Annotated in this window: 24 protein-coding genes; 23 read left to right on the top strand and 1 reads right to left on the bottom strand. The window is 30.0% G+C overall.

The window, feature by feature from the left end:
- Positions 1-61 precede the first annotated feature (61 nt).
- The 8 genes from BN2920_RS13780 (at position 62) to BN2920_RS13745 (ending at position 5,067) form a co-directional block, all read left to right on the top strand.
- Entirely contained in the window at positions 62-532 is a 471-nt protein-coding gene (locus tag BN2920_RS13780; RefSeq protein ID WP_058295570.1) for an SMI1/KNR4 family protein, read from the top strand.
- 125 nt (positions 533-657) lie between these two features.
- Complete coding sequence (locus BN2920_RS13775) at positions 658-870, top strand: T6SS immunity protein Tdi1 domain-containing protein (protein WP_083498803.1); 213 nt, start codon at positions 658-660, stop codon at positions 868-870.
- A gap of 343 nt (positions 871-1,213) precedes the next feature.
- Complete coding sequence (locus BN2920_RS13770; RefSeq protein WP_058295568.1) at positions 1,214-1,648, top strand: hypothetical protein; 435 nt, start codon at positions 1,214-1,216, stop codon at positions 1,646-1,648.
- On the top strand, positions 1,635-2,045 hold the full coding sequence (locus BN2920_RS13765) for a polymorphic toxin type 15 domain-containing protein (protein WP_083498801.1): 411 nt from the start codon (positions 1,635-1,637) through the stop codon (positions 2,043-2,045). Before BN2920_RS13770 ends, BN2920_RS13765 begins: the two co-directional genes overlap by 14 nt.
- A 1-nt stretch (position 2,046) precedes the next feature.
- A complete protein-coding gene (locus BN2920_RS13760; protein ID WP_058295566.1) occupies positions 2,047-2,604 on the top strand; it encodes a T6SS immunity protein Tdi1 domain-containing protein in 558 nt (185 codons plus the stop codon).
- Between the two features lie 78 nt (positions 2,605-2,682).
- Complete coding sequence (locus tag BN2920_RS13755) at positions 2,683-3,054, top strand: hypothetical protein (RefSeq protein ID WP_058295565.1); 372 nt, start codon at positions 2,683-2,685, stop codon at positions 3,052-3,054.
- Positions 3,055-3,206: 152 nt separating this feature from the next.
- The gene (locus BN2920_RS22150; protein WP_242868377.1) at positions 3,207-3,743 is read left to right on the top strand and encodes a hypothetical protein; all 537 of its coding nucleotides are present in this window, start codon (positions 3,207-3,209) and stop codon (positions 3,741-3,743) included.
- Positions 3,744-3,861: 118 nt separating this feature from the next.
- Positions 3,862-5,067, top strand: a complete 1,206-nt coding sequence (locus tag BN2920_RS13745; RefSeq protein WP_058295564.1) for a PoNe immunity protein domain-containing protein — start codon at positions 3,862-3,864, stop codon at positions 5,065-5,067.
- 306 nt (positions 5,068-5,373) lie between these two features.
- Here BN2920_RS13745 and BN2920_RS13740 read toward each other — a convergent pair whose 3' ends face one another.
- Entirely contained in the window at positions 5,374-5,613 is a 240-nt protein-coding gene (locus BN2920_RS13740) for a hypothetical protein (protein ID WP_058295563.1), read from the bottom strand.
- A 181-nt stretch (positions 5,614-5,794) separates the two neighbouring features.
- Here BN2920_RS13740 and BN2920_RS13735 point away from each other — a divergent pair, with 181 nt between their 5' ends.
- The 15 genes from BN2920_RS13735 (at position 5,795) to BN2920_RS13665 (ending at position 23,625) form a co-directional block, all read left to right on the top strand.
- Positions 5,795-6,514, top strand: coding sequence for a DUF434 domain-containing protein (locus BN2920_RS13735; RefSeq protein ID WP_058295562.1), 720 nt, complete (start codon positions 5,795-5,797; stop codon positions 6,512-6,514).
- A 228-nt stretch (positions 6,515-6,742) separates the two neighbouring features.
- Positions 6,743-8,941 carry a DNA topoisomerase III gene (locus BN2920_RS13730; RefSeq protein WP_058295561.1) on the top strand — a complete coding sequence of 733 codons (2,199 nt, stop codon included), beginning with the start codon at positions 6,743-6,745 and terminating at the stop codon, positions 8,939-8,941.
- A gap of 141 nt (positions 8,942-9,082) precedes the next feature.
- Positions 9,083-10,702, top strand: a complete 1,620-nt coding sequence (locus BN2920_RS13725; protein ID WP_058295560.1) for a response regulator — start codon at positions 9,083-9,085, stop codon at positions 10,700-10,702.
- 1 nt (position 10,703) lies between these two features.
- Positions 10,704-12,500 (top strand): cache domain-containing sensor histidine kinase, encoded by a 1,797-nt coding sequence (locus BN2920_RS13720; protein WP_058295559.1) that lies wholly within the window; start codon positions 10,704-10,706, stop codon positions 12,498-12,500.
- Positions 12,490-13,497 (top strand): substrate-binding domain-containing protein, encoded by a 1,008-nt coding sequence (locus tag BN2920_RS13715; protein WP_058295558.1) that lies wholly within the window; start codon positions 12,490-12,492, stop codon positions 13,495-13,497. Before BN2920_RS13720 ends, BN2920_RS13715 begins: the two co-directional genes overlap by 11 nt.
- A 177-nt stretch (positions 13,498-13,674) precedes the next feature.
- Complete coding sequence (locus BN2920_RS13710; RefSeq protein WP_058295557.1) at positions 13,675-15,129, top strand: sugar ABC transporter ATP-binding protein; 1,455 nt, start codon at positions 13,675-13,677, stop codon at positions 15,127-15,129.
- 12 nt (positions 15,130-15,141) lie between these two features.
- Positions 15,142-16,167, top strand: a complete 1,026-nt coding sequence (locus BN2920_RS13705) for an ABC transporter permease (RefSeq protein WP_338132747.1) — start codon at positions 15,142-15,144, stop codon at positions 16,165-16,167.
- Between the two features lie 14 nt (positions 16,168-16,181).
- Positions 16,182-17,273: an ABC transporter substrate-binding protein gene (locus tag BN2920_RS13700; RefSeq protein WP_058295556.1), complete on the top strand. Its 1,092-nt coding sequence runs from the start codon at positions 16,182-16,184 to the stop codon at positions 17,271-17,273.
- Positions 17,274-17,376: 103 nt separating this feature from the next.
- Positions 17,377-17,805 carry an RbsD/FucU family protein gene (locus BN2920_RS13695; protein ID WP_058295555.1) on the top strand — a complete coding sequence of 143 codons (429 nt, stop codon included), beginning with the start codon at positions 17,377-17,379 and terminating at the stop codon, positions 17,803-17,805.
- 2 nt (positions 17,806-17,807) lie between these two features.
- Positions 17,808-18,575 carry a Cof-type HAD-IIB family hydrolase gene (locus tag BN2920_RS13690; RefSeq protein ID WP_058295554.1) on the top strand — a complete coding sequence of 256 codons (768 nt, stop codon included), beginning with the start codon at positions 17,808-17,810 and terminating at the stop codon, positions 18,573-18,575.
- A 126-nt stretch (positions 18,576-18,701) separates the two neighbouring features.
- Positions 18,702-19,463, top strand: coding sequence for a class II aldolase/adducin family protein (locus BN2920_RS13685; protein WP_058295553.1), 762 nt, complete (start codon positions 18,702-18,704; stop codon positions 19,461-19,463).
- Positions 19,464-19,476: 13 nt separating this feature from the next.
- Positions 19,477-21,999, top strand: coding sequence for a glycyl radical protein (locus tag BN2920_RS13680; RefSeq protein ID WP_058295552.1), 2,523 nt, complete (start codon positions 19,477-19,479; stop codon positions 21,997-21,999).
- A 16-nt stretch (positions 22,000-22,015) separates the two neighbouring features.
- Positions 22,016-22,807, top strand: a complete 792-nt coding sequence (locus tag BN2920_RS13675) for a glycyl-radical enzyme activating protein (protein ID WP_058295551.1) — start codon at positions 22,016-22,018, stop codon at positions 22,805-22,807.
- A 24-nt stretch (positions 22,808-22,831) separates the two neighbouring features.
- Positions 22,832-23,200 (top strand): BMC domain-containing protein, encoded by a 369-nt coding sequence (locus tag BN2920_RS13670; protein ID WP_058295550.1) that lies wholly within the window; start codon positions 22,832-22,834, stop codon positions 23,198-23,200.
- A 2-nt stretch (positions 23,201-23,202) separates the two neighbouring features.
- Positions 23,203-23,625 (top strand): EutP/PduV family microcompartment system protein, encoded by a 423-nt coding sequence (locus BN2920_RS13665; RefSeq protein WP_058295549.1) that lies wholly within the window; start codon positions 23,203-23,205, stop codon positions 23,623-23,625.
- Positions 23,626-23,627 lie beyond the last annotated feature (2 nt).

The raw sequence follows: 23,627 nt of genomic DNA, 5'->3' as shown, positions 1-23,627 counted from the left end.
TTCAGGATGTCTAGTTTAATTAAATCATTTAATAAATTTAATTAAATGAAGGAGAGGTTGTATGAGCATAAGTTTTGAATATAGTTTTAAGCCAACAAATACAGAAAAAATAAGGGAGTTCGAGTTAAAATATAACATTGTTTTACCAGAAGATTATAAGAAATTTTTACTAGAAAGCAATGGTGGAAAACCAAATATCAGAAGATTTCAGACAGCAGATGAAATTCATACATCGTCGTTAATGTTATTATTTCCATTATCTGCAGAAAAGGAACCTAATTTGGTTAATATTTATAAAGAATTTAATATGGAAGGACTAATTCACTCGGATTTCTTGGCAATAGGAGCTGATCCTATGGAAAATAAAATATGTATTTGTATTAAAGGAAATAATATAGGCTCAATTTATTATTGGAGTCTAGATATGGAAGAATTTAATGAAGATGAGTATGTTCCTTCGTATAAGTATATGAGTTTAGTTGCAAAAAATTTCAATGACTTTATTAATGGATTGTTTGTACCAGAGGATTAATATAATTTTGGTTTAGTATTATTTAATGCACATTAGAGTGAAGCTTAGCAAATTTACTAAGTAAGGTTTTAGTGAAGATATATTCTTCGCTAAGATCTTTTTTATTTTGATAAAAGGAAAAATATATTATTTTAGATGAAGATTTTCATGAAGAATACTTGCACTGGAATCCATATTTTGAAGCAATAAAGAAATATGGTGAGCCAGAGTATGATGAATGTTTTGGGTATGAGTCTTTATTGAGTTTAGGTGGAAAAGAACGTATTGAAAATTTAAAGAAGGTAAATTATGAGGTTCATATAACTATTATGTGTGAAGTGCAAGGAGTATTATCTTAAAAAATAATATTAATAAATATAAAAATAGCAGATAATCATTTTTGATTACTTGCTATTTTACTATATAAGGATTTTTAATATTCGATAATAAAAAGGTCTGCTGTGTAAATAAGAGAAAAAAGAATCATCTAGGGATAACTTGCAAAAAATGTTTTAGCAGGATTAGCTGTAGCAGCAACTGCAGGATTTGCGGCACTAGCTATAGGTGGAATACTTATGGGGGGCAATTGGAGGAGTAGCAGCAGTTGGAAGCATTGCTTATTCGGATAAAAAACTGACATAACGGATTATATGGGAACAGCAGCCAGGGAGTCTTTTGTAGGAGCACTGTCAGGAGCAATATTTGGCCCAATGGGAAACATCAGGTTTAGGTGGAAAAATGGCATTAGGTGGAATAAGTAATGCATTTGAAAGTGTTATAAGACAAAAGCTTAATGGAGAAGATGTTAATTGGTGGACAGTTGCTCAAGATGCAAGTATTGGAGCAGCTACAGGAGGATTATTCCATTATGGTGGAAAGGCTATAAAGGGTGCATCTCCATATGTTAAGAAAGCAACAAATAAAATATCATACGCATTATCAGAAAATGCTAAATTTGCGAAAATGGCATTTAAGAATATGCAAAATGGACCTAAAACAGTGGTACTTGGAAGTAATTTAGGTAATGTTGATGATGCCTTGAAGAGATTTGGTAAGGAATTTAAGGATGTTAAAAATACGTCAAAATTAGAACCTAAACGAATGAATAATGCAATAGACGTTCCTGAATTTAATTAGACTAAAAGAACAAAAGCAGGCAGGAAAGAAAAATCCTAGTGGGAGAGATCCGAAAGGAAATACTCAGCAAAAGTTAGTGAGAGACGATGCACTAAATAGAAAAATCAAAGAATATAAAGATCAAGGATTAACACGTAAAGAAGCTAAAGAAAAAGCTGATGAATGGATGAAAACTCAAGCTGCTTTACATGATCCAGACCAAATTGCTGGTGGTAATCCTCTAAATGTAACTGGAATGGGAGATAAGAGAATAAATTATTCGATAGGATCTCAATGGAAATCAAGAGCAGATGATATTGAAAAGCAAGTAAGAAAATATATTAAGGATAATAATTTATCAGAAAAAGATTTAGAAAAAATCTATTTAAATATTAAATTATCATGTGGAGGAAAATGATATGAATGATGATATGAAGAAAGTATTTAGTGATTTTAAATTATATGAAAAAGTAAGTGAAGATATAATTAACAAATATAGAGACAAAGTTGGGGACGATGTTGTAGAGATATGGAAAAAGTATGGATTTGGCACAACATTTAATGGTTATCTAAAGATAATAAATCCGGATGATGTTCAAGAATTATTAGAAGAAACATATATTATGCCATTTGGTGATATTCCTATTTTTGTAACTGGTATGGGAGATATTATTACATGTAACAATAGAGGCAGTTTTGTAATTGCAGATTATAGACATCAACGAATAAAGGGATTATGGGTAGATAGAGAAATAGAATGGGACTTTTTCTTTGATGAAGATTGTAAAGAAGAATTGCAATGGAATCCATATTTTGAAGCTGTCGAGAAGTATGGGGAACCAGCGTATAATGAGTGTTTTGGATATGAACCTTTACTAAGTTTAGGTGGAAAAGAAAATGTTGATAATCTAAGAAAAGTAAATTATGAAGTTCATATAACAATTATGGCTGAAATACAGGGAGTACTATCTTGTTGAAATAAAATATAGTAAATAAATTAACATAATAGGTAAGATGAATTAATCAAATGAAATCTTGCCTATTTTTAATTAGAAATGACACCAGGAGCAATAAATATAACTGGTGGAAGTAAAGAGCCACTTAGTATAAGCTTTGATGATAAAAAGGGTGTAACATTAACAAGTCCTAAAAAATTAACACTTAATGCAGATAATGAAATAGTAATAAAAAGACCCAAGACTGTTACAGTTAAGGGAGAAAGTAAAGTATCTGTATTAAAGTCAAAAAGCAGTAATGGATTTTCAATAGAAACTGATATGCACTTTTTAGGGGGTGATGTAATAAAGAATGGAAGCTATAGAGAAACATATGTACCATTTGATTATGAACCAAGGGCAGGTAAAAAGCCTGAGCTAGTGAAAAAAGAGGAAAAAAAGAAGAGAATGGATTTAGCTGGGGGAAACTAGCTAAAGGAGTTATTGCAGGACTAGCTGTAGTAGCGGTTGTTACAGTATCGGCAGTTGCTATTGCAGCAACAGCAGGAACAGCTTTAAAGAGTGCATCTAAGTATGTAAAAAATGCAGTTAATAAAGTATTAAGCAAGAATGAATCTGTCCTTATGAATATTGCCAAGAAGCTTGATGATGTATTTGCACCAGTAAAATTAGCACAAGCACCAGATGGAATGACAGTTCCTGTGAAAGAAGAATCAACTAAGATTCAGGATGCTATTTCTAAGATCGTTGATGATGCTAAAGGTGGTGGGAAAACTAAATTTGATGATCTAGATTTAGATAGTGCTACGACAAAACAAAAAGGTAATTATGGTGAGCATATAGCAGATGATAATCTTATTAATAACCAAAGTTTAAAAGATGCAGGATATGATTTAAAATCAGTTGGAAGAGAAGCACCAAAAGGTCCAAATGATAAAATTGTAAAGGGGATTGATGGATTATATGAGAATATGAATCCTGATTCAAATATAAAGTATGTAATTGATGAAGCAAAATTTAGAAGTTCGAAATTAGGAAATACTAAAGATAATTTACAAATGTCTGATGATTGGATAACAGGAAAAAATAGAATATTAAAAGCAGTAGATAATGATAAAGAGTTAGCAGAAACAATTGAAGAGGCATTAGAAAATGGTTAAGTAGAGAGAGTATTATCAAAGGTGGATAAAACTGGGAAAGTAACAACATATAAGCTTGATTCAAATGGAAAAATAATAGGAGAGTGGCCTTAAATAGTAAGGAAAAGGAGTCAAAGAAATGCGAGATAACTATTGTGATATAAAAGATTTAGAAGAAGACATAATAATTATCAATAAAAGAATTTTGAGAAATAATAAAGATATTTTAGAAATTAAAAATGATATACTCAATGGAGTGAGGAGATATCCAATAAGCAATTTAGAAGTTCTTGATAATAAATATAAAAGCATTGTTGTAAAATGCATTGATAAGATACGTGCAATGTATTCTAAGGGTGATTTACTTGAAGAGTTTGATAATATTTGGCATGAGGCTGTAGAAGCTTTGATAAATATAAAAGAAAAGAAAATTGGGTATCTATATCTCTTATGGATTGTAGGAATAGGAATTTTACTAGAAGTCCCTAAAGATCTTATGAGAAAGGTTGAAGAATGTGTAAAAAGAGAGTCTATTAAGGATTTTGTATTACAATTCTTATTGGATGGATATTTGGATAATGAAGATCCTGAAGAGATGTGCTTTGAAAAAGAAAATCCTTATAAAAAAGTAGTTGAAATAGTAAAATTATCATTTGAAGATAGGGAAGAAGCTTCAAAAAGATTGATAAAATATATGAATGACGAGTGGTTTAAAGGACATTATGATTATGAATGGAGAAATGCACATAAGGAACCTGGTTATCTTGGTTTTTGGAGTTTTGAAACAGCTGCTTTAGCTAAAATGCTTGAACTAGATGATAGCAATTTAAAAGATAATATTCATTATCCATATGATTTAGCTCATTATAAAAATGAAATGAAATTTAATATTAATAAGTTAAATATTATAGAAGAAAATGAGAAAGAGCAGATAGAAGAATATATCAGTAATAATCATGAATTAGAACAGATTATCCCAAATAAATTTAGAAAGCAGGTAAATTGTATTATAGAAGATTATAATAAACTTCAAGATAATGAGTTTTGGGAAAAATATAACTTACAAGACATATGGTTTGATGTTTCAGATTATATAAAAGAAAATGCTACAAAAAATTTATTAGGATTTATTATTGTAAATGTGTTAGTAGATGAAGGACACATTTTACAATTGGATTATAAAGAAGAATTAGAAGACTATATAGAAACAATAAAGAATTTATGGGGAAAGCAACAAGTAAAATTAATTAGATTAGATTTGGGAAATGATCAAGATTACTATATGTATGTACCTAAAACAGTAGAGATAGATAATTTATATGAAGTAAAAATTTTGAATGTATAATATATAATTTTAAGAGGAAAAGATGTTTTAAACTAGGAAAGAGTGTACTAGGTTTAGATTTTAAGTATAATAAAATGGTATATTGATAGAAATTCAGAATATGCAGATTATGTATTATCAGGAATAGAAGATCTTGGAATAGATGAAGATGAGATTAGTATTTCTAAAAAATGATCATATTGCGATTTATATTGGTATTAGTGATAACTTCAGTATTTATCTTTGGAGGAATGTACTTAGCAACTTCCGTTTAAGCATAAAGATATATACAACTTAACATATAAGCTATATATATCTTTATTTATATTAATAATTAATTCCAGCAGGTTTTATATTTTCCTTATCACCTTGAGAACATGGAGTAACTCCATATGTCATTTTACAATTTGGACATGTATCTACAAATGTATTCATTTTAAACTCTTTTCCACATGAACAAGTAATTATATGAGGAGTAGATAAATTCATATCTTCTTTTCCTTTTTCTCTTACTCTATCTACAATCGCTTTTCCATCTTTTTTATCTGTTCCACAACCACAACTCATAGTTGAGCCTCCTTTAATTTAGAATATATTATGTATGATACATTAAGTTAGTGCTAAAAGTCTGTATCATTTGTTACAAAATAATAATATAATAATTATGTATAGTACATGGTTAAAATATTCAATATATAAACTATATTTGTATATAATATAACATTTAAATATATGAAAGGATATGAATATGGATAAAAAAATCGTTAAAAGAGGATATGTAACCACTGATGCTAATGAATTCAATGAAGAATCACTTATAAAATTAAAAGAAGCACAAAAGGATATTTATATATTTTTAAATAGAGGATATCACTTGAAAAAAGTTTCAACCTTTGTTGGAAATCACTATTTACTTTCTGAAAGGCAAAGGCTAGCCTTAGTAAGATCAACATGTTCAAAAGAGGAATTAAAGCTTAGAAAAGAAAAAGAAATAACAAATTTAGAGGAAAACCAAACTGTATATGTTGATGGATTTAATTTAATAATTACATTAGAAGTTGCGCTATCAAATTCAACATTAATAAAATGTATGGATGGTACAATAAGAGATTTAGCTGGACTTCGAGGTACATATAAGTTAATTGATAAAACAGATAGAGCAATTAATTTAATAGGAGAATACTTACAGAAGCTTAAAATTAAAAAAGCTGTATTTTATCTTGATTCGCCTGTATCAAATTCAGGCAGATTAAAAATCAGAATATTAGAATTGTTAGATAAATATGAATATGATGTAGAAGTTGAACTTGTAAATAATGCAGATGTGGTTTTAGAAAAGCTGAAAAATGTTATTAGCAGTGATTCTATAATTATGGAAAAATGTAATGGATGGATTAATGTTGCTGCAAAGATTATTGAAGAGAACATCGAAAAATGCACATGTTTAGATTTTAGCAAAGTAGATTAATATGTATTTTAATACAGCGATACTTGATTATAATGATAATATATGAAAAAGATGATACTACTTTTTTATAATTTAGAGTTACAATGAAATAGAATTAAAGCTGATGTTTTAATGAACTGAACATTAGCTTTGTTTTATATGGTATAATAAAGTAGATTCATAGAAAAATAATGAAGTATAAAACTAAATTTAGAATGATTTAGTTACAGCCATGAAAGGAAACGTAATATGGGAAAATCACTGATACTTGCAGAAAAACCTTCAGTAGGAAGAGAAATAGCAAAGGTATTGAAAGTAAATAACAATAAAGGAAGTTATATAGAAAACAATAAATACATTGTAACATGGGCGCTTGGCCATTTAGTTGAACTACAATCACCAGAAGGTTACGATGTAAAATATAAAAATTGGAGCATGGACACTTTACCAATGCTTCCAAAGTATATGAAACTAAGTGTAATAAAGAAATCATCAAAGCAATTTTATGAAGTTAAAAAGCAAATGCTTAGAGATGATGTAAGTGAAATCATAATAGCAACAGATTCAGGACGTGAGGGGGAGCTAGTTGCTAGATGGATAATTGAAAAAGCAGGAGTTAAAAAGCCACTTAAAAGATTATGGATTTCTTCGCAAACAAGCAAAGCAATAATAGAAGGATTCAATAATTTAAAACCAGGGGATGCTTACAGAAATCTTTATGAGGCAGCACAGTGTAGAGCTGAGGCTGACTGGGTTGTTGGTCTTAATGTAACAAGAGCACTTACATGTAAATATAATGCACAATTATCAGCAGGTCGTGTTCAATCACCAACATTAGCTATGATTGTACAAAGAGAAGAAGAAATTAAAAACTTTATACCAAAGGATTATTACACAATAGAAGGTAAGGGGAACAATGTTACTTTCAATTGGGTTAACAAAGATAATAATGGAAGAATTTTTGATGAAGAATTTGCAAAGAAAGTCATAGGGAAATGTAATAAAGCTAATGCTGAAGTAGTTAGTGTAGATTCAAAAGAAAAGAAACAATATTCTCCAGCGCTTTATGATTTAACGGAACTTCAAAGAGATTGTAACAGGCTTTTTGGTTTTTCTGCTAAGCAGACTTTATCAATTATGCAGAGATTATATGAAAATTACAAGATTTTAACTTATCCAAGAACTGATTCAAGATACGTAACTCGTGATATTGTAGCAACAATTCCTGAAAGATTGAATGCAGTTGCTACAGGTGAATATAGATTAGTAGCACAGGAATTACTTAAAACTAAAATAACTGGGAATAAAAGTTTTGTAGATGATTCAAAGGTAAGCGATCACCATGCAATAATTCCAACAGAAGAAAGACCTAATCTTTCGAGTTTAAGTTCAGAAGAAAGAAAGGTTTATGATTTAGTAGTAAAGAGATTTTTAAGTGTTATGCTTCCACCTTTTGAATATATTCAAACTACAATTGAATTAAATGCAAATGGTGAAAGATTTATCGCTAAAGGTAAAGTTATAAAAAGTAAAGGCTTTAAAAAAGTTTATGATAAAGAGCTTGTAGAAGAAGATTCTTCAGAAGATTTAAAGGATCAAATATTACCAGTAATGAATAAAGGTGATAAGATATCATTAAATTCAGTAAACTCAAAGAAATCTCAAACAAAGCCACCGGCAAGATTTAATGAAGGTACACTTTTATCTGCAATGGAAAATCCACAAAAGTATATAAGTGTAGGAAAAGATGCAGCAAAAACATTAAATGAGACAGGTGGACTTGGAACAGTTGCAACTCGTGCTGACATTATAGAAAAGCTATATAGTTCTTTTGTTATTGAAAAAAGAGGCAAAGAAATAGTACCTACATCAAAAGGGAAACAGCTTATTGAATTAGTTCCAAATGAGTTAAAATCACCACTTCTTACTGCAAAATGGGAAAAGAGACTTGATGAAATAAGCAAGGGAAAAGAAAAAGGCCATGAATTTGTTAGAGAAATGAGAAACTACACAATTGCTCTTGTTGAAGATGTAAAAGGTGATAGTCATAGATTTGTTCATGATAATAAGACAGGAAAGAAATGTCCTCAGTGTGGGAAATATTTATTAGAAGTTAAAGGTAAAAATGGAGTAATGAATGTTTGTCAAGACAGAGAATGTGGATATAGAGAAAGTGTATCAAGAACAACTAATGCAAGATGTCCTGAATGTAAGAAAAAACTTGAGCTTAGAGGACAGGGAGAAGGTGCAATTTACGTATGCCCAGGTTCAAATTGTAACTTTAGAGAAAAGGCATCTGTATTTAAAAAGAGATTTGATAAATCAGGAAAAGTAGATAAGAGAGATGTACAAAAGTACATGAAGAAGATGCAAAAGGAAGCAGAAAAAGAATCTATGAGTGATAATCCATTTGCAGCTTTACTCCAAAATATGAACTTTGATAAATAATAAACGTAAAAACTTTATCATTAATTTTAAATTAGTGATGAAGTTTTTTTCATAAAATTTGCCTTTTGCGAATTGACACCTATTTATATGAAATGTATTATAAGAATAACAAATTATTAATACAGACCTTAGGAGGTATTTATGTATAAGTTATTGTTAGTAGATGATGAGGTTTTAGTTAGAGAGGCAATTGCTGAGAATATTCACTGGAATGAACTTGGATATGAATTATTGTCAGTATGTGAAAATGGCAAAGAAGCAATAGAGTATATTAAAAAAAATAAAGTTGATGTGGTTATTACAGATATTTGCATGCCATTTATAGATGGTATTGATTTAAGCAAATATATTTATGAAAATCATTTACCAATTAATGTTATTATTTTTAGTGGTTATAATGAATTTGAATATGCAAAAAAGGCAATTAAATATGGTGTATCAGAATATCTTTCAAAACCTGTTACTGCATATGAACTTTCTGAAATACTAGGTAACTTAAAGAAAAATCTAGATAAGAAAAGAGAAGTTGAAGCAGAATTTGATAAACTTAATAAAAGTTATTTTAAAAATAGAATTTTGATACAATCTAAGATCATAGAAAAGCTCATTATGGGAAATGAAATAGAAGAGGAAAGTCGTAAAGACATTGAAGAATATGGGCTTCAAATGGATTATCTAGAATATAGAGTTGCAATTGTTGAAATCGATATCTATTCTGATTTATATAATGCAAATGAAGATAAAATCAAAAAAGGTGAAATGAAATCTTTTGTAATATATAACATAAGTGATGAGATAATAAAAAAGTATAATGCAGGAGAAGTATGTAAAGGAGATAATAACAAAGGATTAATTTTACTATGGACAAACCATTCGAGAGAATTTGAGGATAAAATTAATCTTATATTTAAAGAGATTCAAGAAGAAGTTTTCAAAGTATTAAAGTTAACGATTACAATAAGCGTAGGAGAAATTGTTTATTCATTATCGGATTTACATAAGTCTTATAAAGATGCAGAACAGCTACTTTTATATAGGTATTTGTGGGATGAAAATCAAATTTTTGATAGAGAAAAATTAAAGAATAAATTAAATGGTTCAGTGAATTTAGATAACGTAATTGATAAGGTGATTTTGGGAATTAAATTAAATGAGAAAAAACAAATAGAAGAAAAAATTATAGAAATACAAGAGTTATTAAAAAATGCTTACATAAGAAAAAATAAAATATGCTTGTATTTATTTGAAATCGTTTCACAAGCTTGCGATTTATTAAGAACATATAATTTGACAGATGATTTTATATATAGAAAGAAAGAAGAAGTTATAACTAGAATAACAGAATCAAGATCATTAAGAGAAGCTATGTTAATATTAAAGGAGTTTTGTTATATGTCATGTGATGAAATGTATAAGCAAAGAGATTCTGATGGAAATAAACAAGCTATGTTAGCACTTGATTATATTGAAAAACATTATGGTGATTTTGATTTGAATTTAAATGTGATATGTTCATATGTTTGCGTCAGTATTAGCCATTTTAGCACAATATTTAAAAATTATACAGGAGATACTTTTATGGAAGTGCTAATGAGGACTAGAATGCAAAAAGCAAAAGAGTTATTAGAAAACACAAGCCTAAAAAATTATGAAATTTCAGAAAAAGTAGGTTTTAGAGATCCTCATTACTTTAGTATAGCTTTTAAAAAAGCAACTGGAAAAAGCCCAAAAGAATATGTAAAGGAAGTGAGGAAAAAATAACATGAAAAGAAAAATGAAAACATTACAAGTTTTTCAGTATTTAAATATTAGAACATCTATATTATTACTATTTTCAACACTGATTATAAGTGCGTTATTATTAATCAGCTTTATATCTTTAAACTATACGGAAAAGATAGCAAGAAATAACTCAGTAGATTATACTACAAAAATTATTAAGCAAATAAATAATGATATAGATTCGTATATTGTATCCATGGATAACATTTCTACATTGGTTGCAAAAAATAGTGCAGTACAATCTTACTTGTTTGATGATGATTCAAGTGTAAATTATGAAATAAATAACAAAAGAATTTTAGAACTATTCGAAACTGTAAGAGAAACTAGAGAAGATATATGCAATATTGCAATTATTGATAAGAATGATAAATATATTATAAATGATGGTAAAGATAAGCTTTCAGAATTTGTATCTTTAGAAGATAATGGGTGGTATAAAAATGCTGTTTTAAGAAATGGAGATACTTTTGTTTCGTCTTCACATGTTCAAAATGTAATTAAGGATAATTATAAATGGGTTATTACATTATGTAGAACATTGATAAATCCTTATACTAATGAACAAGAAGGCGTTTTTTTTATTGACCTAAATTATAATGCAATAAGTGATTTATGTGAAAAAAATAGTTTGGGAAAAAAGGGATATGTATTTATTATAGATGAGAATGGAAATATTATATATCATCCTAAGCAACAGCTTATATACAGTGGACTTATGAGTGAAAAGATAGAAAAAATCATGAGTAGTGAGGAAAATTATTTTGTTACAGATGTAAAAGGAGATAGCTGTGTATATACATTTAGCAAATCTCCCAAAACTGGATGGACAGTTGTTGGTGTTGCGTATATGGATGAACTAATAAAAAATGATAAAGAAATGAAGGCTGTGTATGGGATTATTACAAGTGTTATTTTAGGATTGGCTATGTTGATTTCGATAGTTATTTCTAAAGAAATAACTAAACCTTTACAAGTTTTAAGAGATTCTATGAAAGAAGTTGAAAAGGGGAATTTTGAAAATGTAAATATAGAAGTTTTTAATAAGAATGAGATATGGAGCTTAAGTAATTCTTTTAATATTATGATAGCCGAAATCAAAAAATTAATGGAACAAAATATACAGGAGCAGAAGCAAAAAAGAAAAAGTGAATTGAAGGCTTTGCAATCTCAAATCAATCCCCATTTTCTCTATAATACGTTAGATTCTATAATATGGATGGCTGAAGGGAATAAAACAAAAGAAGTTGTAGTTATGACATCATCTCTTGCAAAATTATTAAGGCAAAGTATAAGCAATGAAGAAGAAATTACTACTATAGAAAAAGAAATAGATTATGTAAAAAGTTATTTAACAATTGAAAAAATGAGGTATAAAGATAAGCTTGAATTTAAGATAGATGTTCAAAAAAGTATATATTATGTTGACATAATTAAGCTAGTATTACAACCAATAGTTGAAAACGCTATATATCATGGAATTAAATATAAAGAAGGTAAAGGGATGATATTAATTGAAGGATATGATTATGATAACGATGTTGAAATTTTAGTTAAAGACAATGGAATTGGTATGAATAAAGATCAGCTTGATAGTATATTTGATTCTAAAAAGAAAAATGATAAATCTAATGGTGTAGGAGTTAATAATGTACAAATGAGATTACAGTTAAGCTATGGAAAGGAATATGGACTAGTTTATGAAAGTGAACCTCTAAAGGGAACCACTGTAAAAATAAAAATTCCGAAAAAGGGGAAAAGTGTTTATGAAGAGTAAGAAAGAGATATTAGAAAGAGGAGTCATTGCATTAGTTATACTAGCAATTTTCATAATATTATTTTCTGTTAAAACCATTGATAATAGAAAACCATTAAATATGATATATATTTCTAAAAGTATTGATGAAAATAATGAATTTTGGATGGCGTTACTTTCGGGAGCAAAGATGGCAGCAAAAGAATATAACGTTAATTTAACTATATGGGCTCCAAAAGATGAATCTGATTATGAAGAGCAAAATCAACTAATAGAAAAAGCTATTGAAAAAAAACCACAGGCTATTTTGCTTTCGGCATCAAATTACACAGAAACAACACCTATGGCAGAGAAGATAAAGAGTAAAGGCATAAAACTAGTGTTAATTGATTCTGAAATTAATTCTGATATTGCAGATAGTGTTGTCTCAACAGGAAATTTTATTGCAGGGCAAAAAATGGGGAATTACATGAGAAACTTCATAAATAATGATACAAAAATAGCCATAGTTAGCCATGTTAAAGGGTCATCGACAGCACTTCAAAGAGAAAATGGATTTAGAGATGGACTTGAAATATATGAAGATAAAATCATAGAAGTGGTGTATTGCGAATCTAAATATGATAAGGCTTATGACTTGACTAAAGAAATTATAAAGGAACATCAGGATATTAATATGATTGCAGCTTTAAATGAATATTCATGCATGGGAGCAGCAAAAGCTGTTAAAGAACTTGGATTAGAAAAAAAGATTGGAATAATGGGATTTGATAATTCTTTAGAAGAAGTAAAACTATTGGAAGAAGGCGTTCTTAATGGAATTGTAATACAAAAGCCTTTTAATATGGGATATTTTGGAGTTGAACAAGCAGCTAAGATAATAAAAGGTGAAAATTATATTAAATATTTGGATTGTGGATCAAAACTAATTACAAAAGAGGATATGTATACTGAAGAAAATCAAAAGATTCTATTTCCTTTTATAGGGCGTCAATTTAGAGAAATACAAAATGATTGATTTATTTTGTTTGTGTGATATTATACCTTATTTAAAAGTGAATAAGAATAAAAACAAATAAAAAATAGTATTATTTTAACTGTTTTTTGTAATATATTCAATTAAATAAAGATAAAAATGGTGCTATACTTTAAACATACCAAACAGAAATGCAAATAAGAAATGGAAGGTGATACTGTGGGGGAGACTATATTAACAATGAAAGATATTGATAAATCTTTTATTGGAGTACATGCCCTTATGGGTGAAAACGGAGCAGGAAAATCAACATTAATGAAGGTTCTTACTGGTATTTATAGTAAGGATAGTGGAGAGATAATTTATAAAGGAAAAGAGGTTGAGTTCTCTAGTCCAAAAGAAGCACAAGAAGCTGGGATTATTATCGTACATCAAGAATTAAATATGATGAATCACTTAACAGTAGCTCAAAATATTTTTATAGGGCGAGAAATGATGAATGGTAAGTTTATCAATGATAACCAAATGAATCAGGAAGTTAAAAAGTTGTTTGATAAACTACATATTGATATCGATCCTAGTGAAACTATGGGTAATCTTACAGTTGGCAGGCAGCAAATGTGCGAGATTGCTAAGGCAATTTCGCAAGATGCTGAGGTAATCGTTTTCGATGAACCTACTGCTGCATTAACAGAATCTGAAATCGAAGAGTTATTTAAAATAATTAGAGATTTAAGATCTAGAGATATTGGAATTATTTATATTTCTCATAGGATGGATGAAATTAATGTAATTACTGATAGAGTTACTGTAATGCGTGATGGAGAATATGTAGGTACAATTATAACAAAAGATTCTACGAAAGAAGAAATAATAAGCATGATGGTTGGAAGAACAATTTATGAAGATCCTAAAGAAAAGAGTAATGTACCAAAAGATGCACCTGTAGTTTTAAAAGTAGAAAATTTAAATGTTGGCAAAAGTGTAAGGAATGTTAGCTTTGAATTAAAAAAGGGTGAAATCATAGGTTTTTCAGGATTAATGGGATCAGGAAGAACTGAGACAGCAAGAGCAATATTTGGAGCAGATAAGATAGATAGTGGAACTATTTATGTAAATGGTAAAAAAGTAGAAATCAAATGCCCGATGGATGCAGTTAATTCAGGAATAGGATATTTATCAGAAGATCGTAAGCGATATGGAATAGTTCTTGATAAAACAGTGACTGAGAATTCTACAATGTCATCATTAGATAAGTTTGTAAATGGGATATTTATAAATAAGAAAAAAGAAAAAGACGTAGCTAAAGATTATGCAGAAAAATTAAAAACTAAAACGGCATCAGTAGAAACTCCTGTTGTTACATTATCTGGTGGGAATCAACAAAAAGTTGTTATTGCAAAGTGGCTTATAAAAGACTGCGATATATTAATTTTTGATGAGCCGACAAGAGGTATTGATGTTGGTGCAAAGAGCGAAATATATACTTTAATGAATGAACTCGTAGCTCAAGGTAAATCAATTATTATGATTTCTTCTGAATTAACAGAAATTCTTAGAATGAGTGATAGAATAATTGTTATGAATGAAGGAAGAAAAACAGGAGAATTACCAATTGAAGAAGCTACACAAGAATCTATTATGAATGCAGCAACATTAAGAAATCAATTCTAGGAGGATAAAAACGTGGAAAAGAAAGAAAATTCACTAAAAAAATCAATATTAAATAATAAATTTGTAAAGGCAATTGGAACTCAAAGATTGATTGCAATTCTAGCACTGATAGCGCTATTTATATTCTTTTCTTTAATGAGTCCAGCATTTCGTCAGTTCACAACTTTAGTAAGTATATTTGATGCTTCATATTATATTGGATTTATGGCAATAGGTGTTACGTTTGTTATTATAACCGGAGGAATAGACCTTTCAATAGGTACTGTATTAGTATGTTCATCATTAATAGCTGGATCACTTGCTGTTAATAGTGGATTTCCAATTTGGTTATGTTTAATTATTGGTATTTTGATAGGCATGTTCTTTGGGTTATGTAATGGTTTAATGGTATCAATTATGGGACTTCCACCATTTATAGCATCATTAGGTACAATGATGATTTCAAAAGGTTTAGGCTCTATATTTACAAAGGCTCAAAGTGTAACATGGCCACAAGCAGCTTCAGCAGATGGATGGTATCGTAAGATATTTAAAATGACTATAGGAAGTGGACAAGACTCACTGATTATTCCAACAGGTTTCATTTTACTAGTTGTTTTAGCTATTGTAATGTCAATAATTTTAACTAAAACAAAACCAGGACGTTATATTTTATCACTTGGAAGTAACAAAGAAGCAACTAGACTTTCTGGTGTAAACGTCGTCAAATGGGAAACTTTAGCTTATGTAATTTCAGGTACTTTTGCAGGAATAGCTGGTGTTGCATATGCTGCTACTTATTCTGTAATGCTACCTGGCGGTGGTGCAGGATTTGAATTAGATGCTATAGCAGGTGTAGTAATCGGCGGTACTTCTATGAGTGGTGGATATGGAACAATAGCAGGTACTTTAATAGGTGTATTTATTATGTCAGTATTAAAGACAGGCCTACCTTTAATCGGATTGCAACCACATTACCAACAATTTATTACAGGTTTTGTTTTAATTGCAGCCGTATTTGCGGATGTTATTAATAGAAGAAAAAAAAATAAAAGATAAGAGAGGTAAGGTTTATGAAAAAAAAATTATTAGGATTAATGCTTTGTACAGCAATACTTGGGTCTATGATGATTGGATGTGGTTCAAAACCAGCACAAGATTCATCAGCAGCACCTGAAAAAGCAACAGAGGAGTCAGCAGATGGTGAATTGTATGTATATTTAGTATCTAAAGGATTCCAACATCAATTCTGGCAAGCAGTTAAACAAGGTGCTGATGAGAAGGCGGCTGAACTTGGTGCAAAAATTGAATTTGTAGGACCAAATACAGAATCAGATATTGCAGATCAAGTACAAATGCTAAATAATGCTATTAATTTAAAACCGGATGCAATTGGACTTGCAGCTTTAAGTACTGAAGCATGTTTAGAAAGTATTCAATCTGCTAAAGATGCTGGAATTCCAATAATAGGATTTGATTCTGGTGTACCAGGTGCTCCAGAAGGTGCAGTTTTTGCAAATGCATCTACAGATAACTATAAAGCAGGTGAATTAGCAGCAGAAAATACTTATCCGCTAGTTAAAGAAAAGATTGCAAGTGCTACTTCAACAGTAAGAATAGGTGTAATGAACCAAGATGCAACATCTGAATCTATAGTAAATCGTGGATCTGGATTCATTGATAAGATAAAAACTTTAATAGAAGCAGATGGTAAGGTAGTTTCCATAGAAGGACATGATAAATGGATGAATAAAGTTTCTAATCCAGATGTGATAATTGACGTAGCAGTACCAGCAACAGTAAATGCTGAACAAGCTACAACTGATGGTATCAATTTATTAAATAAACCAGATACAATATGTATTTATGCTTCAAATCAATTTACTGGTGAAGCTTTAGTAAATGCAAATGCAAATTTAAATAAGCTTAATAAAGATGTTATTGGTGTTGCTTTTGATTCTGGTGCATTAATAAAAGGTGCAGTAAAAGATGGTACATTAGCAGGTGCAGTAACACAAGATCCTCTTTCTATAGGACGTAACACTGTTGAATTAGCTGTCAAAGCAGCAAAAGGTGAGTCAGTTTCCGATGTTGATACAGGATGTCAATGGTATACAGCTAAAAACATGGATGACAAAAATATTGCACCAAACTTATATGACTAATAAATTGTGTTTAATTTAATATGAATCAAACATAAAATAAATATATTATGTTTTGAGCTTGTCACTTCAAAAGTGACAAGCCTTTTTGAAAGGAGAAATAATAATGTTAAATAAAATTCCTAAAATATTATCACCAGAACTAGTAAAAACTCTTATGGAAATGGGACATGGAGATACTATAGTGATTGCTGATGGAAATTTCCCTTCAGAAACATGTGGTAAAAAAGTAGTAAGATCAGATGGCCATGGGGTTCCAGAATTATTAGATGCAATTTTAGAATTATTTCCACTTGATATTAAATATAGTGAAGCACCATTTGGATTAATGGAAGTGGTTAAAGGAGATACTATTGTTCCAGTTATTTGGGATGAATATAACTCTATTTTAGATAAACATCATGATAATAGACCAAATGTAGAATATATAGAAAGATTTGAATTTTATGAGCGTGCGAAAAAAGCTTACGCAGTTATTGCTACAGGTGAAAAGGCTGTTTATGCAAACATCTTATTAACAAAAGGTGTAGTTTAAACATGATTAAATTGGTGGTAAGTGATCTTGATAGAACATTATTGCCACATGGAGTACAAGAAGTTGATGAACAAACAATATATACAATTAAAAAATTAGTAGAGAAAAATATTTATTTTGCAATTGCAAGCGGACGTTCATACAAGGAATTAAGCAAATTTATGAAAAAAACAAAAGATTCTATATTTTTAATTTGCGAAAATGGTGCGCTAATTACTTACCGTGGAAGGATATTAAATAAAAAGTGCATAGAAAAAGATAAGACCGTAAATCTTGTAAATAAATTAGAACAAAATGGATATGATTGCTTAATATCCGGAGTTTATACATTGTATACCACATCAAAAAATCAATCATATTTAAGATATCTAAATCGAGTAAAAGGAAATGTTATGAAGATAAAATATGCTGATGATCTGCCAGAAGATCCATTAAGAATTTCTGTATACAAAAAGAATAGACAAATTATTGATAAGCCTTGGATAATAGAATCTTTCAAAGATTTCAATATATCCTATTATGGAGAAGAATGGCTTGACTTTACAGGCCAAGGAGTAAATAAAGGAATGGCAGTGAAGCAGATTAAAAAGTCTTTTTTAAGTGAAGAAGATGAAATAATGGCATTTGGAGATCAGGATAATGATAAGGAGATGCTATTAATAGCGGATTATAGCTGTGCTATGATTCATGGAAGTAAGGAAATTATAAACATATCTAACGAAATAACAGAGAATCCAATAAAAACAATACAAAAATATATAAAGTTTTAGTTGATTTACTTGTTTTGTAGTGATATAATCCAATTAAACAGAAATAAAACAAATAAAAACAACAAAATAAAAGATACAAGCTAGAAGTTTAAACATAAAATGTACAAGATTTAAGGAGGAAACAATATGATATCAGAGTATGAAATAAAAAAACAAATTTGTGAGATAGGGAAAAGGATCTATGATAAAGGAATGGTTGCAGCAAATGATGGAAACATTTCTGTGAAAATTAGTGACAATGAGTACTTATGTACTCCAACAGGTGTAAGCAAAGGATTTATGACACCAGATTATATATGTAAAGTTGATAAAGAGGGAAATCTAATTCAAGGAAATGGAAAATTTAAGCCATCATCTGAAATAAAGATGCATATGCGTGTTTATCAAGAAAGGCCAGATGTAAAATCAGTAGTACATGCACATCCGATGTATGCAACAGGATTTGCAATTGCAGGAATACCTCTTAATCAACCAATTATGCCAGAAGCAGTAATTGCATTAGGAGAAGTTCCAATAGCGGCATATGGAACTCCATCAACAATGGAAATACCAGATGCAGTATCTAAGTATCTACAAAATTATGATGCAGTATTATTAGAAAATCATGGTGCATTAACTTATGGAGATTCATTACTAGGAGCATATCATAAGATGGAATCGGTAGAATTTTATGCACAATTACTATATATATCAAGACAACTTGGAGGTCCTAATGAATTACCACAAGATGAAGTAAGAAAACTTTGCAACATGCGTGAATCTTATGGATTAACAGGAAGACATCCAGGTGAAGCAATATTAAATAAACATGTAGAAAGTGAAGAAGTTAATAAAGATATAATTGCAGAAATTACAAAGAAGGTGATGGAACAATTAAACCTAAAATAGGGAGGAGGAAAACATGGATAATTATAGTATTCCCAAAAGCCCACGAATAGACAAGCTAGTAAATGCACTATTTGAAAAAATGCCTGAAATTGAATCTGATAGAGCAGTATTAATTACAGACTCTTATTTAAAAACTGAAGGAAAACCAATTATTACAAGACGTGCAGAAGCATTTGCAAATATATTAGAAAATATACCAATAGTAATTAGAGATAATGAGCTTATAGTAGGAAGTTCTACAAAATCACCAAGAGGATGTCAAGTCTTTCCAGAGTTTTCGTTTTCCTGGCTTGAAGATGAGTTTGATACCATCGAAAAAAGAGCTGCTGATCCATTTTATATTTCAGAAGAAACTAAAGAAACTTTAAAAAATATCTACAGATATTGGAAAGGCAAAACTACAAGCGAGCTTGCTACATCATATATGGCTCCAGAAGCAATAAAAGCAATTGAGCATAATATTTTTACACCAGGAAATTATTACTATAATGGTGTTGGACATGTAACGGTATGCTATGACAAAATTTTAGAAATAGGTTATGAAGGTATTATAAAAGAAGCGAAAGATGAACTAGAAAGATGTAATGTTTCAGATATGAATTATGCTAGTAAAAGTCATTTTTTGAATGCTGTTATTTTAAGTTGTAATGCAGTAATCAACTATGCAAAAAGATATGCGGTTCTTGCAAAAGAACTTGCACAAAAATGTAATGATCAAAAAAGAAAAAAAGAGCTTGAAAAAATAGCTAAAAATTGTGATAGAGTGCCTGAAAAAGGTGCAAGAAATTTTTATGAAGCATGTCAATCTTTTTGGTTTGTTCAGATGCTCCTTCAAATAGAATCAAGTGGACATTCTATATCACCAGGAAGATTTGATCAATATATGTATCCATATTATGAAGCGGATATAAAAAGTGGAGCAATAAATAAAGAAGAAGCACAAGAACTTATTGATTGCATTTGGGTGAAACTAAATGAACTTAATAAAGTTAGAGATGCAGGTTCAGCAGAGGGGTTTGCAGGATATGGTCTTTTTCAAAATTTGATTGCTGGAGGTCAAGATGGAGAAGGTGTAGATGTTACAAATGATCTGTCTTATATGTGCATAGAGGCATCATTACATATAATGTTACCTCAGCCTTCACTATCTGTTAGAGTCTGGAACAAAACACCACAGGATTTTCTTATTAAAGCAGCAACGTTAACTAGGACTGGAATAGGACTACCTGCTTACTATAATGATGAAGTTATTATACCATCGCTAGTTAATAGAGGATTAACTTTAAAAGATGCTAGGGAATATAACATTATTGGTTGTGTTGAACCTCAGAAAGCAGGAAAAACAGAAGGATGGCATGATGCAGCATTCTTTAATATGTGTAGACCTTTAGAATTAGTATTTGAAAATGGCATGGATAATGGTGAATTGGTAGGAGTACCTACAGGTGATATTAGTCAAATGAAAACTTTTGATGAATTTTACGATGCATATAAAAAACAAATGAATTATTGTATAGAATTATTAGTCAATGCAGATAATTCTATAGATATGGCGCATAGAGATCGTTGCCCGCTTCCATATCTTTCTTGTATGATAGAAGATTGCATAAAGAAAGGAAAATCTGTACAAGAAGGTGGTGCAGTATATAATTTTACTGGTCCACAAGGATTTGGAATAGCAAATATGGCTGATTCCTTATATGCAATAAAGGTACTTGTTTTTGATAAACATTTATTAACATTAGAAGAGTATAGAGAAGCTCTACGTAATAACTATGGTAAAGATGTTTCAATTAATAAAATAGAACATATTACAAAAGACATAGTAAGAGAATTATTAAATAAAAAAATTAAAGTTAATGAAGAACAAATATCTAAAATTGCAACTATAGTTGAACATAGTATAGGAATACCTCAAGATAAGAAGAATAAGTATGATAAACTGCTAGAAGAAATTGATAAGATACCTAAGTTTGGAAATGATATTCCTGAAGTTGATAGTTTTGCAAGAGATGTTGCATATACCTACACAAAACCTTTAGAAAAATATAAGAATCCAAGAGGAGGTCAATACCAAGCTGGATTGTATCCTGTATCAGCTAATGTTCCACTTGGTGGTCAAACAGGCGCAACTCCAGATGGAAGACTTGCACATAAACCTATAGCAGATGGAGTTTCACCATCAGCAGGAAAGGATGTCAAAGGTCCTACGGCAGCAGCAAACTCTGTATCAAAGTTAGATCATTCAATTGCATCAAATGGAACTTTATTTAATCAAAAGTTTCATCCATCAGCATTGAGTGGACGAGCTGGCTTGGAAAACTTTGTTTCATTTATTAGAGGATATTTTGACCAAAAGGGAAGTCATATTCAATTTAATGTAGTAAGCAAAGAAACATTACTAGATGCACAAAAAAATCCTGAAGAATATAAAACTCTTGTTGTAAGAGTAGCCGGCTATAGTGCTTTATTTACATCACTTTCAAGATCACTTCAAGACGATATTATTAATCGTACAGAGCAAATTGGTTTTTAAGGAAATAAATAATTATATGGAAAATGATTACTTGAAAACAAAAGGGAGAATATTTGATATACAGAAGTTTTCTGTACATGATGGACCGGGAATACGAACCATTATATTTTTGAAAGGATGTTTTTTTAGATGTAGATGGTGTTGTAATCCAGAGTCACAAGAATTCTCAATACAAGAAATGAAAGTGGATGGAAAATTAAAGTGCATAGGTGAAGATATTACAGTTGAAGAAGTAATAAAGCAAATAGAAAAAGATCGTCCATATTATAGAAGAAGCGGTGGTGGCGTTACTCTTTCAGGAGGAGAATGTTTATTTCAACCAGATTTTGCGTATGGATTGCTAAAAGGATGTAAAGACGTTGGAATAACAACGGCGATAGAGACAACAGCAGCAGCAGATTTCAGTATAATAGAAAGACTTTTGCCTGAAATAGATTATGTATTAATGGATATAAAACATATGAATCCAATAAAGCATAAAGAATATATAGGAAGAGATAATTCTAAAGTATTGGAAAATGCTAGAAAGATTTCAGAATATGGGTCCAATTTAACCATTAGAGTTCCTGTAGTTCCAGGCTTTAATGATTCAGAAAGAGATATTTTGGATATTGCGAAGTTTTCAAAAACATTAAATAACGTAAAAGAGTTACATTTACTGCCTTATCATAGACTTGGAAGGGACAAGTATACAGGATTAGATAGAAATTACTTACTTGATGATATAGAACCGCCTACACCAGAAAAGATGGAAGAGCTACTTGAAATAGTGAACAATGTAGGGCTAAATGGAAAAATTGGGGGTTAAGTCAAAATAACAAGGAGGCTTAATATGGATCAATTCTCCTTAGAAGATAGAATGCGAATAATTCAAGAAATTGTACCGGGTAAACAAATTACATTGGCACATGTAATTGCGAATCCAGATAAAGTATTATATAAAAAACTAGGACTAGATCCTAAAATTGATTATACAAAATCTGCAATTGGAATTGTCACAATGAGTCCAGCAGAGACATCAATTATTGCTGGAGATATTGCATTAAAAGCAGCAGGAATAGAGATAGGGTTTATAGATAGATTCAGTGGAACATTAATTATAACAGGTACAATTTCAGAAGTTGATGCAGGATTAAAAGCATTAACAGAATATTGCAAAGAAACATTAAATTTTACAATCTGCAATATTACAAGGACATAGGTATGAAAAAAGTAATTTTAATAGGACGAAGTGAATGTGGTAAGACAACATTAAAGCAAGTATTAAGTGGTGAAAAGCGTAGATATGAAAAGACTCAGGCTGTGAGCTATGCAGACTGGATTATAGATACTCCAGGAGAATATATACAGACAAAAATGCTTGGAGGAGCACTTGCTATATATTCATATGAAGCAGATATAATCGCGCTTATGGCATCGGCAATAGAACCTTTTACACTATTTGCACCTAATATTGTAAGCATGGCAAGTAGAGAAGTCATAGGAATTGTAACACAAATAGATAAAGAAAATGCCAAGATTAAACAAGCGGTTAGATGGCTTGAACTAGCTGGGTGCAAAAAGATATTTAAAGTAAGCTCCGTTACTGGAGAAGGAATTAATGAACTGGTTAGTTATTTAAAATAGCT

Origin of the sequence: Clostridium neonatale, from assembly GCF_001458595.1 — a bacterium.
Lineage (GTDB): Bacteria > Bacillota > Clostridia > Clostridiales > Clostridiaceae > Clostridium > Clostridium neonatale.
Note: the sequence above shows the minus strand (reverse complement) of the source record. Positions and strands in the feature narration are given on the sequence as shown.

Bases quoted from the DNA above. Each gene is read 5' to 3' on its own strand.
- BN2920_RS13740 (WP_058295563.1), bottom strand. From the start codon at position 5,613: ATGAGTTGTGGTTGTGGAACAGATAAAAAAGATGGAAAAGCGATTGTA.
- BN2920_RS13695 (WP_058295555.1), top strand. From the start codon at position 17,377: ATGTTAAATAAAATTCCTAAAATATTATCACCAGAACTAGTAAAAACT.
- BN2920_RS13755 (WP_058295565.1), top strand. From the start codon at position 2,683: ATGACACCAGGAGCAATAAATATAACTGGTGGAAGTAAAGAGCCACTT.
- BN2920_RS13685 (WP_058295553.1), top strand. From the start codon at position 18,702: ATGATATCAGAGTATGAAATAAAAAAACAAATTTGTGAGATAGGGAAA.
- BN2920_RS13780 (WP_058295570.1), top strand. From the start codon at position 62: ATGAGCATAAGTTTTGAATATAGTTTTAAGCCAACAAATACAGAAAAA.
- BN2920_RS13760 (WP_058295566.1), top strand. From the start codon at position 2,047: ATGAATGATGATATGAAGAAAGTATTTAGTGATTTTAAATTATATGAA.
- BN2920_RS13700 (WP_058295556.1), top strand. From the start codon at position 16,182: ATGAAAAAAAAATTATTAGGATTAATGCTTTGTACAGCAATACTTGGG.
- BN2920_RS13730 (WP_058295561.1), top strand. From the start codon at position 6,743: ATGGGAAAATCACTGATACTTGCAGAAAAACCTTCAGTAGGAAGAGAA.
- BN2920_RS13690 (WP_058295554.1), top strand. From the start codon at position 17,808: ATGATTAAATTGGTGGTAAGTGATCTTGATAGAACATTATTGCCACAT.
- BN2920_RS13745 (WP_058295564.1), top strand. From the start codon at position 3,862: ATGCGAGATAACTATTGTGATATAAAAGATTTAGAAGAAGACATAATA.
- BN2920_RS13675 (WP_058295551.1), top strand. From the start codon at position 22,016: ATGGAAAATGATTACTTGAAAACAAAAGGGAGAATATTTGATATACAG.
- BN2920_RS13735 (WP_058295562.1), top strand. From the start codon at position 5,795: ATGGATAAAAAAATCGTTAAAAGAGGATATGTAACCACTGATGCTAAT.
- BN2920_RS13715 (WP_058295558.1), top strand. From the start codon at position 12,490: ATGAAGAGTAAGAAAGAGATATTAGAAAGAGGAGTCATTGCATTAGTT.
- BN2920_RS13665 (WP_058295549.1), top strand. From the start codon at position 23,203: ATGAAAAAAGTAATTTTAATAGGACGAAGTGAATGTGGTAAGACAACA.
- BN2920_RS13680 (WP_058295552.1), top strand. From the start codon at position 19,477: ATGGATAATTATAGTATTCCCAAAAGCCCACGAATAGACAAGCTAGTA.
- BN2920_RS13720 (WP_058295559.1), top strand. From the start codon at position 10,704: ATGAAAAGAAAAATGAAAACATTACAAGTTTTTCAGTATTTAAATATT.
- BN2920_RS13670 (WP_058295550.1), top strand. From the start codon at position 22,832: ATGGATCAATTCTCCTTAGAAGATAGAATGCGAATAATTCAAGAAATT.
- BN2920_RS13725 (WP_058295560.1), top strand. From the start codon at position 9,083: ATGTATAAGTTATTGTTAGTAGATGATGAGGTTTTAGTTAGAGAGGCA.
- BN2920_RS22150 (WP_242868377.1), top strand. From the start codon at position 3,207: ATGAATATTGCCAAGAAGCTTGATGATGTATTTGCACCAGTAAAATTA.